This is a genomic window from Jiangella asiatica, from assembly GCF_004349065.1.
Lineage (GTDB): Bacteria > Actinomycetota > Actinomycetes > Jiangellales > Jiangellaceae > Jiangella > Jiangella asiatica.
The window spans coordinates 1-13,229 of the sequence record NZ_SMKZ01000070.1 but is presented as its reverse complement, the minus strand read 5'-3'; the positions used below and the strand labels follow the sequence as shown (position 1 = coordinate 13,229).

The 13,229-nt window shown below is 73.6% G+C and carries 10 protein-coding genes and 1 pseudogene; 6 read left to right on the top strand and 5 right to left on the bottom strand.

All coding sequences use genetic code 11. From position 1 onward, the window contains the following. The first annotated feature begins 67 nt into the window (after positions 1–67). Both E1269_RS29150 and E1269_RS29145 read left to right on the top strand, forming a co-directional pair. Positions 68–724: a response regulator transcription factor gene (locus E1269_RS29150; RefSeq protein ID WP_131901272.1), complete on the top strand. Its 657-nt coding sequence runs from the start codon at positions 68–70 to the stop codon at positions 722–724. After that, complete coding sequence (locus E1269_RS29145) at positions 721–1,875, top strand: sensor histidine kinase (protein WP_131901270.1); 1,155 nt, start codon at positions 721–723, stop codon at positions 1,873–1,875. The genes E1269_RS29150 and E1269_RS29145 overlap by 4 nt, the downstream gene beginning before the upstream one ends. A gap of 28 nt (positions 1,876–1,903) precedes the next feature. Here the strand turns inward: E1269_RS29145 and E1269_RS29140 are convergent, their stop codons facing one another. After that, complete coding sequence (locus E1269_RS29140) at positions 1,904–2,734, bottom strand: alpha/beta fold hydrolase (RefSeq protein ID WP_131901268.1); 831 nt, start codon at positions 2,732–2,734, stop codon at positions 1,904–1,906. Between the two features lie 117 nt (positions 2,735–2,851). Further along, complete coding sequence (locus E1269_RS29135) at positions 2,852–4,483, bottom strand: HD domain-containing phosphohydrolase (RefSeq protein ID WP_131901266.1); 1,632 nt, start codon at positions 4,481–4,483, stop codon at positions 2,852–2,854. 155 nt (positions 4,484–4,638) lie between these two features. Between E1269_RS29135 and E1269_RS29130 the strand changes: the two genes are divergently transcribed. Beyond that, positions 4,639–6,642: an elongation factor G gene (locus E1269_RS29130; RefSeq protein ID WP_131901264.1), complete on the top strand. Its 2,004-nt coding sequence runs from the start codon at positions 4,639–4,641 to the stop codon at positions 6,640–6,642. A 120-nt stretch (positions 6,643–6,762) separates the two neighbouring features. Here the strand turns inward: E1269_RS29130 and E1269_RS29125 are convergent, their stop codons facing one another. Beyond that, a complete protein-coding gene (locus E1269_RS29125; protein ID WP_162606681.1) occupies positions 6,763–9,030 on the bottom strand; it encodes an exo-alpha-sialidase in 2,268 nt (755 codons plus the stop codon). A gap of 322 nt (positions 9,031–9,352) precedes the next feature. On the opposite strand from E1269_RS29125, the gene E1269_RS32590 reads away from it, so the two are divergent. The 3 genes from E1269_RS32590 to E1269_RS29110 all read left to right on the top strand — a co-directional run bounded on the left by E1269_RS32590 (position 9,353) and on the right by E1269_RS29110 (position 12,094). Next, complete coding sequence (locus E1269_RS32590; RefSeq protein WP_162606680.1) at positions 9,353–10,186, top strand: helix-turn-helix domain-containing protein; 834 nt, start codon at positions 9,353–9,355, stop codon at positions 10,184–10,186. Positions 10,187–10,264: 78 nt separating this feature from the next. Next, entirely contained in the window at positions 10,265–11,674 is a 1,410-nt protein-coding gene (locus E1269_RS29115) for an FAD-binding oxidoreductase (protein WP_131901260.1), read from the top strand. A gap of 30 nt (positions 11,675–11,704) precedes the next feature. Then, entirely contained in the window at positions 11,705–12,094 is a 390-nt protein-coding gene (locus tag E1269_RS29110; RefSeq protein WP_131901258.1) for a PPOX class F420-dependent oxidoreductase, read from the top strand. A 308-nt stretch (positions 12,095–12,402) separates the two neighbouring features. Here the strand turns inward: E1269_RS29110 and E1269_RS29105 are convergent, their stop codons facing one another. Together E1269_RS29105 and E1269_RS33150 are read right to left on the bottom strand one after the other, a co-directional pair. Further along, positions 12,403–12,720: a hypothetical protein gene (locus tag E1269_RS29105; protein ID WP_131901256.1), complete on the bottom strand. Its 318-nt coding sequence runs from the start codon at positions 12,718–12,720 to the stop codon at positions 12,403–12,405. Between the two features lie 291 nt (positions 12,721–13,011). Then, positions 13,012–13,229 (bottom strand): annotated as a pseudogene (locus tag E1269_RS33150) (hypothetical protein); the annotation flags it as partial.

Genomic DNA, 13,229 nt, shown 5'->3' with positions numbered 1-13,229 from the left:
GGCCGGTCTGGCGGGCCGATCGCCGAACCATATCCCGGCCATACGCCGCGGCCGGAATACTGGGCGGGTGCGCGTGCTGCTCGTGGAGGACGAGGAACCGCTGGCCGGGTACATCGCGGTGGGGCTGCGGAAGGAGGGCCTCGCCGTCGATGTCGCCTACGACGGCCGCACCGCGCTGGACAAGTGCGACGTCACGCCCTACGACGTCGTGGTGCTCGACCGCGACCTGCCCGAGGTGCACGGCGACACCGTCTGCCGGCAGCTGGCCGAGCGCGGCACGGCGCGGGTGCTCATGCTGACCGCCTCCGACGCGGTGGAGGACCGAGTCGGTGGGCTCGCCCTGGGTGCGGACGACTACCTGGGCAAGCCGTTCGCGTTCTCCGAGCTGGTCGCACGAGTGCGAGCGCTCGGCCGGCGCAACACCCCCGCCCGACCGCCGGTGCTGCGCGCGGCCGACGTGGTGCTCGACCCGTCCCGGCGCACGGCCGAGCGGGCCGGCCGGACCCTGCAGCTGACACCGAAGGAGTTCGGCGTCCTCGAGCAGTTGTTGGCAGCCGGCGGCGACGTCGTCAGTGCGGAGACCCTGTTGGAGAAGGTGTGGGACGAGTACGCCGATCCGTTCACCAACGCCGTGCGGATCACCGTCGGGACCCTGCGCCGCAAGCTCGGTGACCCGCCGTTCATCGAGACGGTGGTCGGCGCCGGGTACCGGATCGCCGGATGAGAGCGGTGCGGCTGTCCGCTCGCGCCCGGCTCACGGTCATCTACACCGGCCTGGTGCTGGTCGCCGGCGTCGCCGTGATCGGCCTGACCTACGTGCTGACCGAGCAGGACCTGGACCGACGCTCGCACCTCGTCCTGCTCGAGCCGGGTGACGACCCAGGGCCGCCGCCGGCGGAGGACCTGGCGGAGCTGGCCGAGCAGGTCCAGGCGGCGACCCGCGACGACCTGCTCGCCCAGGCCGCGATCGGCCTCGCGGTGGTGACGGTACTGGCGGCCGTGCTCGGCTGGCTGCTGGCGGGCCGGGTGCTGCGGCCGATCCGGTCCATCTCGGCGGCCGCGCGCCGGCTGTCCGCGGAGAACCTGTCCGAGCGGGTCCCGGTGACGACGCCGGCGGACGAGCTCGCGGCGCTGGCGGCCACGATCAACGGCATGCTCGACCGCATCGAGGGCGGCGTCGCCGAACGCGACCGTGTCCTCGACGGGCAGCGGATGTTCGCCGCCAACGCCGCTCACGAGCTGCGCACGCCGCTGACCACCATGCGCACCGCCATCGACGTCACCCTGGCCGGGGAGCCCAGCCGGGCCGAGCTGATCGCGATGGCCGGCGACATCCGCACCGCGGTCGCGCGCAGCCAGCGGACCCTCGACGGGCTGCTCGCGCTGGCCCGCAGCCAGGCCGGCCTGGGCGAGCCGCGCCCCGTCGACCTGGCCGGCGTGGTGGCGGCGGTGCTCGACGGCGCCGCGTCGAGCACCGCCGCGCACGGTGTCGAGCTGGACCGGGCACTGCGGCCGGCCCGCGTCGACGGTGACCCGGTCCTGCTGGAGCGGTTGGCCGGCAACCTCGTCGACAACGCCGTCCGCTACAACGAGCCCGGCGGCTGGGTCCGGGTGACGACGGGCGTCGAGGCAGGGACGGAGCCGGCGGTTGTGCTGCGGGTGGCCAACACCGGCCGTCTCGTCGCGCCGGAGGACGCCGCTGGGTTGCTCGAACCGTTCGTGCACGGCGAATCGCACCGCACCCGCACCGACGGCGGTGTTGGCCTGGGACTGTCGATCGTGCGAGCGATCGTGGAGGCACACCACGGCGAGATCACGGTCGCGGCCCGCCCCGCCGGCGGCCTCGACATCACGGTCAGCCTCCCGTCCCCTTGATCATGGGGGAGTAGCCACCCGCGAGCGGTCAGTCGGCAAGGAAGGTCACGACCGTCGCCGCGAGCGCGGCCGGGTCCGCGATGTGTGCCATGTGGCCCTGGCCGTCCAGCACCCGCACCGTGGCGTCCGGCAGCGCGGCCGCGACGACGTCGGGGTCGCACCGGATCGCCTCCGGACTCTCACCGCCGACGATCAGCAACACCGGCATGGTGAGCCGGGCGGCCTCGGCCGGGTCGAAGATGTGGCTGGCGAACGCGCGCACCTCCCGCGGGACGGTGTGTGCCGCGGCGACCCGGAGCGGCCAGGTGGGCCCGGCCGCGACCGTGTCCACCTCGTCGTCGGACAGCAGCACCATGTCGCGGAAGAACGCCCGCAGCGCGTCCTCCGGCCGCCCCGACGCGAGCAGCCCCTCCACCCGGCGCAGCACGTCGTCAGGGAGGCGGCGGTGTTCCGCGCGCGGTGCCGGCCAGCCCTCGTAGAGCACGAGCCGGCGGACGTGGCGGGAGCGCGACAGCGCCGCCCCGCAGGCGACCTCGCCGCCGAAGGAGTGGCCGAGCAGGTCGACCTGGGTGCCGGCGGACGCCGCGGCCGCGGCGACCACGGCGGCCACGTCGGCGAACTCCCGCTCCAGCGCGTAAGCGGGTCCGTCCCCGCTGTCGCCGCGGCCGCGCCGGTCGACGGCGTGGACGGTGGCGTGCGGCTCCAGCAGCGGCACCACGAACCGCCAGCTGGTGTGGTCGCTCGTCGTGCCGGGCACGAGGACCAACGGGCGGCCGGCCCCGGAGACGTGGACCGCGATGCTGGTGCCGTCTGGCGTGGTGACGATGGTGCGTCCGGCCAGGATGCTGCGTGTCGTCATGGTGCCCCCATTCGCTCGGCCCACCGCCGTGCGCGGTGTGGTCGAGTCCAGGCTGGCGCGGGCCGGGGGTGGCCGGCATCGGTAGAGCTGCCTATTCGGCTGGTCGGCCTGGTCCACCTACTCGACGAGCCGGTGGCGGACGGCGAACAGCGTGGCGGCGGCCCGACTGGACACATCGATCTTGGCGTAGACGTGCTGCACGTGGTGCTCGGCGGTGCGGCGAGAGATGACCAGACGGGTCGCGATCTCGGCGTTGCCGCAGCCCAGGGCCAGCAGCCGTAGCACCTCGACCTCCCGGTCGGAGAGCCCGCCGGGGGCGGGTGGTGGCGGCGCCCCGCTGGGTGCTGGTGGTGGTTGCGCTGTGCCGGGTGCTGGTCGCACGGCGCCGCCATGGCCCGCCGCGGCGAGCACGGCCCAGACCGCGTCCGGGTCGAGGGTTCGCCGGCGCGCCTCGTCGCTGACCCGCCGGCCCGCCGCCTCCCGGTTCCAGGCGGCGCGGTGCGGCCGCGGCTCCAGCAGCGTCCGGTAGGCGTCCGCGGCGGCGAGCACCCGCGCCGGCATGGCCAGCTCCGCCGCGGTGCAACCGCGGTGGTAGCCGCTGCCGTCGAGCCGCTCATGGTGTCGCCCGACGAGCCCTCCGAGCCGGGCCAGCGTCTGGGACCCGGCCAGCACCCGCTCGGAGTAGTACGGGTGCAGCCGCACCTGCTCCCACTCGTCGAGGTCGAGGCCGGGCTTCTCCCAGGTGGACGCGGAGACGCCGACGCGGCCGACGTCGTGGAGGTGTCCGGCGACGCGCAGGTCCGCGACGGTGTCGGCGGGCAGCCCCAGCCGCTGCGCGGCCGCACCGGCCAGCCAGGCCACCGCCCGGGCGTGCCCGAGGAAGTACGGGGTCGCGACGTCGGCCAGGTCGCCGAAGAGCTCCGCTACCGGGCGCGGGTCGGGCACCGTCACGACGGGCCCGGGCTCGGCGTCGAGGACGAGGCGGCGTGGGTCGGTCGTGGCCAGCTCCGGCAGCCATCGGGCCGCGCCGCGCTGGAACCTCTCGGCCAGCTCCGGGTCGAGCATCCGCCCGGCGCGGCGCCGTACGGCCGTGACGGCGCCGTCGACGCCGCCGACGGTGTCGAACAGCACCGCGACGCCGGTCAGCCGAGCGACCCGGGCGCCGACCGGGACCGCCCATCCGGACAGCCCTCCGGGCCGGTCGACCGGGCCGGGTCCACCGGCGGCCCGGCGGCCGCCGCCGTCGTTCGCGCCACGTGCCCGCCAGCTGTCGAAGACGTGGAAGAGGCTGATCTGTACGGTCTCCGGCAGGTGGAGCCGGCGGGCGGCGTCGCGGGCCAGCTCGCAGGCGGCCGTCGTGAACGCGTCGCCCCAGCTGTCGCCGTGCACGACGGCGCGATAGGCGAGGCGGACGCGTTGCCGGGCCGGCCGTCCGCCGGTCAGCAGCGGCAGAAAGGTCGTGACGACGTCGCGCCCGGACGCGGTGTCGGTGCGGGCCGCGGCGGTGTTCGCGGCCAGTTCGTCGCCGAAGAGCTGGGCGGTCTCGTGCGCGTATCCAGTGCACCCGACGTGGTGGAGCAGCGCGGTGTAGAACGCGGCGCGGGCGTCGTCGGCCGGCAGCCCGGCGGCGTCGGCCAGCCGCGTCGCCAGGGCACAGGACCTCAGCGCCGTGCCGATCGGGAGCCCGAACCCCAGGTCGGCCTGCCGAGACAGCCCGGCCAGGAGGTCCGCCAGCCGCACGGACTCCATCCGCCGAGTGTAGGGCGAAAACCGTTTGCCGTGATCGTCGCCGGTCTGCTGAACTGCGGAGGTCAACCCGGATCAGCCTGAGGAGCGGGTCATGCGCGCAGCTTTCGTGTCCACACAGAAGGGAACCCACGCCTACCCAAAGGACATGAAGCTCATTGCGCACGCTCAACTTGGGGATCCTGGCCCATGTCGACGCAGGTAAGACCAGCCTGACCGAGCGGCTGCTGTACGCAGCCGGGGTCATCGACGAGGTCGGCAGCGTCGACGCGGGCAGCACCCGCACCGACACTCTGGCGCTGGAGCGCCAGCGCGGCATCACCATCAAGTCCGCCGTCGTCTCCTTCGTCGTCGGCGACACGACGGTCAACCTCATCGACACCCCAGGCCACCCGGACTTCATCGCCGAGGTGGAGCGGGTGCTCGACGTGCTCGACGGTGCTGTGCTGGTCGTGTCGGCGGTCGAGGGCGTGCAGGCACAGACCCGCGTGCTCATGCGGGCGCTGCGCCGGCTGACCATCCCGACCCTGGTCTTCGTCAACAAGCTCGACCGCTCCGGCGCCCGGCCTGACCGGGTGCTGCGCGAGCTGGCCGCCAAGCTGTCGCCGTCGGTGGTTGCCATGGAGTCGGCGACGGCGCCTGGCTCGCGCGCCGCGGCCGTGGCCAGCTTCGGTCCCGCCGACGACGGGTTCGGCGCGCGGCTGACCGAGGTGCTCGCCGACCACGACGACGCGCTGTTGGCGGCCTACGTCGACGACCCGGCGACGGTGTCCTATCGGCGGTTGCGCCGGGCGCTGGCGGCACAGATCGCGAAGGCGGTGGTGCACCCGGTCTTCTTCGGCTCTGCGATCACCGGTGCCGGCGTCGGTGAACTGATGGCCGGCATCGTCGAGCTGCTGCCGGCGGCGGGCGGTGACCCCGACGGCCCGCCGTCGGGCACCGTCTTCAAGGTCGAACGCGGCCCGGCGGGGGAGAAGATCGCCTACGTGCGGATGTTCGGCGGCACCCTGCGCACTCGTGACCGCGTCGCGCTCGGCGGCGGTCGCGACGGCAAGGTCACCGCGATGCGGGTCGTCGACCGCGGCGGCGCGGGGCCGGCCCCGTCGGTCGGGCCCGGCCGGATCGCCACCGTGTGGGGCCTCGGCGAGGTCCGCATCGGCGACACCATCGGCGCGCCGCGCCGGGCGGCCCGCAACGGGCAGCGCTTCGCCCCGCCGACGCTGGAGACGGTGGTGGTCCCGAGCCGGCCCGCGGACCGCGGCGCCCTGCACGTCGCCTTGGCCCAGCTGGCCGAGCAGGACCCGCTGATCGACCTGCGCCAGGACGACGTGCGCCGGGAGGTGTTCGTCTCGCTGTACGGCGAGGTGCAGAAGGAGGTCATCCAGGCCACGCTGGCCGGCGACTACGGCCTGGACGTGGAGTTCCGCGAGTCCACCACGATCTGTGTCGAACGGCTGACCGGCGTCGGCAGCTCGGTGGAGCGGATGAAGCAGGACGGCAACCCGTTCTTGGCCGGCATCGGCCTGCGGGTCGAGCCGCTGCCGCCCGGCGCCGGCGTCGAGTTCGGCATCTCGATCGAGCTGGGGTCGCTGCCGCTGGCGTTCCTCCGGGCGATCGAGGAGACCGTGCGCGAGACGCTCCGCCAAGGGCTGCACGGCTGGGAGGTGCCGGACTGCTCGGTCACGCTGTGGCATTCCGGCTACGCGCCGCGACAGAGCCACGCGCACGCCGTGTTCGACAAGAGCATGTCCAGCACGGCCGGCGATTTCCGGTTCCTGACGCCGCTGGTGCTGGTCGAGGCGCTGCGCGAGGCCGACACCGGGGTCCACGAGCCGCTGCACCGGTTCCGGCTCGAGCTGCCCGCCGACACGCTCGGGCAGGTGCTGCCGGCGCTGACCGCGTTGCGGGCGGTGCCCGGCCCTCCGGTGCCGGCTGGCTCGGCGGGCGGCGACCCGGCGTACCAGATCGAGGGCGAGGTCCCGGCCGCCAGCGTGCACCGCCTGTACCAGGACCTGCCCGCGCTGACCCGCGGCGAGGGCGTCCTGGAGACCGAGTTCGCCCGGTACGAGCCGGTCACCGGGCCGGTGCCGCAGCGGCCGCGGACCGACCACAACCCCCTGGACCGCAAGGAGTACCTGATCCACGTCGTCCGCCGAGTCTGACGCCGAGCGACGACGTGGGCCGCTCGGTCAGCCTGCCGATCACGAGTTTCCCACCGTCGCGTGGCCGCGCCGGTAGACCCGGCCATCCGGGCGCGGCGCACCCTATGGCCGTGCGAACCCCTAGCTCAGCGGCTCGATGACGACGTCGTCGTAGGCGTGCTCCATGTTGCCGACGTCGGCCGGCACCAGCCCGGTCTCGGCCCGGAAGCCGGTGAACGGCTCGACGTCGGCCAGCGTGACGGTCGTGGTGCCCATGGGCGTGCCGTTGAGGCTGACGGTGGTCTCGGTCGCGGTGCTGTCGATGGTGATGGCCATCCACGTCTTGTTCGGCGGCACCGGGCCGGCCGAGCCGACGTCGACCCACGACGTGCCGTTCCAGGCTCGCACCTTCATCACGTTGGCGGTCCAGTCCGGGGCGAAGTGGAGCCGGAAGGCCGTCACCTCCGCGCCGGACACGTCGGTGCCGAGGATGTCCCAGATCGCGCCCGAGCCGTAGCCGTAGCCCTCGAAGCCGAAGGAGACGTGCTGGTCCTGCGCCGGGTCCGAAGCCGGGAAGGTCGCGGTGGCCTTGGCGTCCATGTCCGCGTCGACCAGCGCCATGTGGCTGGATGAGTTGTCGTAGCTGGGCAGGATCGTGTTGACGACGAACGCGTACCGGGTGTCGGTGAGGGTGCGGGGCGTGCTGTTGGGCGCGTCGTTCTCGAAGGTGAGGAGGTTGGCCGCGTAGAGCTCCAGTTCGGTGACGGCGCTCAGCGGTGCGCCGCCGGAGCCGCGGCTGATGCGGAGGTAGCGGGCCCGCACCGGCTCGATGTCCTCGTAGCGCATCGCGTGGTCGGTGCGCACGCCGGTGCTGACGATCGGGCGGCCCCAGAAGCGGCCGTCCTCGGAGACCTGGATGCGGGCGCTGTTCGGCTCGCCGCGCGACATCATCAGGCCGATCCGGTTCAGCGTGTAAACCTTGTCCAGCTCGATGGTCAGGGTCTCGTCGCCGTCGAACCGGGCCGCGGAGCGGTACTGCGAGCTGCCGTCGACGGCGCCCTCGAGGCGCTGCTCGGCGAAGCGGTCGTCGGCGGCGACCACTTGGCCGGTGAGCCGCGCCGTGCCGGCCTCGACCTTGGCGGCCAGGTCCAGCTTGCCCACGCCGGGGGAGACGGCGTCGACGCGGCGGGTCCAGATCTTGTTGTCGTGGCCGTACTCCCGGCACCACCAGATGTTGTGGCAGGTGTCGCCGAAGGCGAGCGAGGCGCCGTTGTGCAGCGGGACGAGGTCCATGTTGCCGCTGCTGCCCATCCAGCGCCGCAGCGGGTCGTCGCCGGGGTGGCGCGAGAAGACGACCGTGCCGGTGTCCCAGGTGCGCCCGGTGCCGTCGAGGGAGACGACGACGTTGTTGTCCGGCCGGCCGTACGACATGAGCAGCTGGCCGTTGGCCTGCAACACGAGCTTCGGCATGATCCCGTTGTTCGGCATGCCCTCCGGCGGGACGTACGGCTGGAGCGGCTCCCAGGTGAGGCCGTCGTCGTCGGAGAACGACACCGTCAGCGGCATCGACGGCGGCCGCGGCACCGACTCGCTGCCGCGCATGACCGCGATGAGCCGGCCGTCGCTGGTGCGGGCCATCCCGAGCTCGTTGGTCCCGTACTGGGAGCCGGCGTTGACCGCCGAGCGCTGCTGGAAGGTCTGGCCGCCGTCGGTGGACTCCAGGACCAGGCTGTACTCCTTCGTGACGCCGGCGATGGTGCCGTGGCCGTAGGCGCCCATGAGGAGGGTGCCGTCGGCCAGCTCGATGATGTCGCGGTGGATGCGGTACCAGTTCAGCCGCCACTTGTTCTCGACCAGCGGCGCGGTCCACTGCGTCCACGTGGTCGCCAGGTCGGTCGAGCGGGCCATCGAGATGCCGACGCGGTTCGGTGCCGGCGCGGTGGTGGGGACGAAGCTGGCCGACAACAGCGCGCCGTCGCGCAGCCGAGTGGTCGCCACCATCGTGAACTCCGGCGGCAGAGCCTCGTACGGTACGAAGACCTGGCCGTCGTCCTCGGCGACGGCGCGGGTGTTGCGCAGCGGCGCGTTCGAGCTGTCCTCGTTGCGCCCCCAGGACGCCACCACCTTCTTGACCCGGCGGCCGTCGAGCAGGTGGTCGACGGAGAACGCCATCGGCGCCGCGCCCAGCTCGCCCGGCCCGGGCGCCCACGGGTACCACATCGCGCCGGCCGACAGTGACGGTTGGTCCCCGGGCGCGCCGTCGACCAGGGCCGGTGGCGCCGCCGACGCGGGACCGGTCGAGCCCGGCGTCAATGCCGCGCCGATCATGATCCCGATGCCCAGGAGCGCCAGGGCGATCGCCCCGATGCTCCAGCGACCGACCCCTGACTTCCGCCCGTACCAGCTCATCGGCGCTCCCACCGTTTGGCAGCTCGTAAGACATGGAACCACTTGCCGCATCACGTCACACGTGCTGCATGGCCATCTCCCGGTGATCGGAGATCCTGGCCCGGCAGCGCGTTCCATGTCCAGACCCGGCGGGAGTCGGCTGCACCGGAACGGTCTTCACGTCGGCCAGGAGCAGCTCGCGGTCGTCGTAACTCCCGGGCGAGCAACCTGCCCGAGCGAGAGCCGCGCCTCGTCGCTCACGGTGCACCGCTCGGCCTTGCCCTGCGGGCAGAGTCGACACCTGGCCCTTCCGCCCGCGTCGGTGACCTGGGAGACTCCAGACGTGGTCGGGCAGACCCACCGCGAATGGCTGCCGTCTCCGCGCCTGGCCGGGCTCGTCTCGGCGACGTGGGTCCAGCGGGTGCTGCCCGGCGCCGGGCCCTACCCGCACCGCGATATCCCCGACGGCAGCGTCCACGTAGTCTGCCGGGCCGGCACGACACCACGGGTGGCGGGGCCGCTCACCGGGCCGCGGGTCGAGGTGCTCGACGCGGGAAGCGCCGTCGTCGGGCTGCGGTTCCGCCAAGGCGCCGCGGCGGACCTGCTCGGCCTGCCGGTTGCGGAGCTGGCCGACGTCGTGGTGGACGCGACCGAGCTGTGGGGGTCGACGGCTCTGGTCGCCGGCGAACGGGTCGCGGCCGCGACAACGGAGTCCGGCGCCGTCGCCGCGCTGGAGGATCTGGTGGCCGCTGCCATCGGCGGGGTCGGCGCCGATGCCCCGGACCCGCTCATCGCCGAGGCCGTGCGCCGGCTGATGCCGTGGAACGGCACGGAGGTCGGCGCGGTCGGCGCCGAGCTGGGCCTGTCCGAGCGCGGCTTCCGGCGGCGCTGCCGGGCCGCGGTCGGGGTCGGGCCGAAGACGCTGCAGCGGATGCTGCGCTTCCAGGGCTTCCTCGCCCGGGTGCAGCTCGCCTTGTCGCGCGGCGGCTCGCCGGACCGGGACGGCCTGGCGGGGCTGGCCGTCGACACCGGCTACGCCGATCAGGCGCACCTGACCCGCGAGTGCGTCCGGCTGACCGGCGTGACACCGCGGGCGTTCCTGCGCGACATCGAGGAGACCTGCGGCCGCGGGCACGACCACGCGGTGTCGTTCACCCCACTGCTGCGCCCCGGCTGAGCTAGGCCGTCCGGCGCGGGATGACCGTGGCCGTTCCGTTCAAGAACCGCGGCGCCGTCCGGTCGTACCGTCGGCAGCATGACGACCACTGACCATCCGGTATCCGACGCGGACTGGCGGGCACTGCGGGAGGGCCTGGCCGGCGACCTGCTGCGTCCCGGCGACCCCGATTATGACGACGCGCGGCTCGTTCCCGTCGGCCGGGGCGCACCCGGTGCCGCCGCACCGCTGGCCATCGTGCGCTGCCGCGCCGACGCCGACGTCGCCGCGACCGTCTCGCTGGCTCGCAGGCGCGGGCTGCCGGCCGTCCCGCGCAGCGGCGGGCACTGCTTCGCCGGCCGGTCGTCCACCTCCGGCCTGCTAATCGACGTGCGTCCGCTGCGGTCGGTGACGGTCGACGGCGACGTGGTCACCGTCGGCGCCGGGGCAAGGCTGCGCGAACTGTACGACGCCCTGGACCGGTACGGGTTGACGCTTCCGGCCGGCTGCGGTGCGACGGTCGGGATCGCCGGGCTCACCCTCGGCGGCGGGTTCGGCATCCTCGGCCGTACCCACGGACTGACGGCCGACCAGCTGCTCGCCGCCCGGGTGGTGCTCGCCGACGGGCGGATCGTCGACTGCGACGAGCATCGCGACGGCGACCTGTTCTGGGCGCTGCGCGGTGCCGGCGGTGGCCAGTTCGGCATCGTCACCGCGCTGACATTCCGGGCGGTGCCGGCGCCGGCGGCCACCACGTTCCACGCCGCCTGGCCGTACGACGACGCCGTCCGGGTGATCGACTCTTGGCAGCACTGGGCGCCGTCGGGTCCGGACCGGCTGGCCGCCAGCCTGCTCGTCACCGCCGGCGCCGACCTCGCGCAGCCGCCGGTAGTGAACCTGTTCGGCGCGATGTTCGACACCGAGACGGCGACCACCGAGGCGCTCGCGCGGTTCGCCGTCGTCGTCGGCACCGATCCCGTGAACCTGGACGTCGCGACCCGGAGCTTTCCCGAGACGAAGGTGTACCTGGCCGAGCTCGGCGCCCAGATCGCAGCAGCGCCGGCGGAGGCCGGGCACCCAGTCAGCCGGTCGGAGTTCATCGGACAGGCGCTGCCCGGGCTGGCGGTCGAGGCGCTGGTGCGCCACTTCGGCTCCGCCAGGGTGCCCGGCCAGACCCGGGAGCTGGACCTGAGCCCGTGGGGCGGTGCCTACACGCGGACCCCGGTGCGGGCGACGGCGTTCGCCCACCGCGACGCGCGGTTCCTGATCAAGCACGCCGTGACGGCATCGTCCGGCAGTGACGGTGCGGCGGCCCTGGCCTGGCTGGACCGGTCGTGGGAGCTGGCGCGCCCGTCGGGGACCGGCGGTGTGTACCCGAACTTCCCCGACCCGCGGCTCGCCGACCCGCTCCCGGCGTACCACGGCCCCAACCTGGAGCGGCTGCGCCGGGTCAAGGCGCGCTACGATCCGGCGGGGTTCTTCGCCTTCCCGCAGGTCATCCGTCCGTGACCATGAGCGGACCGGCTGAGAGGAAGCACGATGACCGACCTGTCCGACGAGGCTCGCCGCCTACTCGACGGCGCCAACCAGGCCCACCTCGCCACGCTCATGCCCGACGGCTCGCCGCACAGCGTCCCCCTCTGGGTCGCCCTGGAGGGTGACCGGATCGCGTTCCTGACCTCACCGGGATCCCGCAAGGCGCGCAACATCGCCCGCGACCCGCGGGTGGCGCTCTCGGTGACCGGCCGCGACCAGCCGAACACGTCCGCGCTGGTCCGCGGTCGGGTGGTCGAGCGCGTGGATGGCGACCGGGCGTGGGCGATCATCGACCGCATGGCGTATGCCTACATCGGCATGCCGTACCAGCCGCGTACGGACCGGGTGGTCTTCCTGGTCGAGCCCGACCACGTCCTGACGATCTCGTTCTGACCCGAGCCGCCAACGGGCGGGATGCAGCACGGCAGCCGCTCGTGGGGACGAGGGTAGAGCTCCTGGTCGCGCCGCAGAAGGTCGACCTCCGTCGGGCCCCACTGCATGAAAGGTGGGCCGTCGAAGTCGTAGCTCGGCTTGATGGTGCCGTCGCGCTCGAGCCGGATGATGGCGTTGTACCAGGCCCCACGCACACCCGGGCTCGGCCATCGAGCGCCGCAGGACGGCGCATGACTCGGCGACGTCCGCAAGGTAGAGCAGCGTCTCCGCCATGAAGGGCTCGTCGGGACGCGACTTAACGACGACCATCATCCGTAGGTCGTCGGCCGCTGCCGACACGCTGAGGACTGCCTCCCAGCGGTCCGGGAGGTGCGCGAGGAGCGTGTACCCGACGCGTAGGAGAGGGTCGTCCGTCGGCGGTCGCGGATGGCCCAGGCCGAGCCGGAAAAGGGGGTGCCGTCCTCGTTGGTGGTGATCGCCGCACGTTCTCGTTCCTCGCGGACCATGGCCTGCTTCAGGGCCTCCAGCAGCTCCTCGTCATCGCGCAGGGCGCGCCGCAACTCTGCCTCCAGGGGGCCTGGGTCCGCTGCCCGGGGCCGGTCGGTGTCGCCGCGGCCGTCGCTCATCTGGACACGCTATCCGCGTCGGCTGCCTCCGGCATCGGGTGCGGCGTGGTCGGCCGGGCATGGCAGGTGGATGCGTGGACGTCGCGATCCTCGGCCCGCTGCGGCTGACCGACGGTGACGTGGCGGTCGAGGTCGGCTGCGGCGGGGCGCGGCTGCGGGCGCTGCTGGTGCGGTTGGCCGTCGTGATCATCAACGGTTGGCGACGTCATGGTGCCTGTCTCCGCCGGTTGACGCGTCAGGCCGCCCGCGACGGTGTCGTCGGTGGATGCCGTGCACGGCCGGCACGCGTCGTCAGGCCGCGCGGACATGGTCGGGTGGGTCGGTCGGCGGGTCAGGGCGCGGCGGCCAGGCGGTTTCGCCGGAGCCCAGGGGCGGTCCGTGGCTGCCGAGTGCGTCGATGAGGCGATGGTAGGTGTTGCGGCGGGGCTGTTGGCCGGGGTCGATCCAGGGTGGTGGGACGAACTCGGGATGACGGTCGCCGCCGATGCGGACTGCCCAGCCGCGGTGGT

Excerpts from the sequence above, each read along its gene's own strand:
- E1269_RS29145 (WP_131901270.1), top strand. The coding sequence starts at position 721 with ATGAGAGCGGTGCGGCTGTCCGCTCGCGCCCGGCTCACGGTCATCTAC.
- E1269_RS29140 (WP_131901268.1), bottom strand. The coding sequence starts at position 2,734 with ATGACGACACGCAGCATCCTGGCCGGACGCACCATCGTCACCACGCCA.
- E1269_RS29135 (WP_131901266.1), bottom strand. The coding sequence starts at position 4,483 with ATGGAGTCCGTGCGGCTGGCGGACCTCCTGGCCGGGCTGTCTCGGCAG.
- E1269_RS29125 (WP_162606681.1), bottom strand. The coding sequence starts at position 9,030 with ATGAGCTGGTACGGGCGGAAGTCAGGGGTCGGTCGCTGGAGCATCGGG.
- E1269_RS29115 (WP_131901260.1), top strand. The coding sequence starts at position 10,265 with ATGACGACCACTGACCATCCGGTATCCGACGCGGACTGGCGGGCACTG.
- E1269_RS29110 (WP_131901258.1), top strand. The coding sequence starts at position 11,705 with ATGACCGACCTGTCCGACGAGGCTCGCCGCCTACTCGACGGCGCCAAC.
- E1269_RS29105 (WP_131901256.1), bottom strand. The coding sequence starts at position 12,720 with ATGAGCGACGGCCGCGGCGACACCGACCGGCCCCGGGCAGCGGACCCA.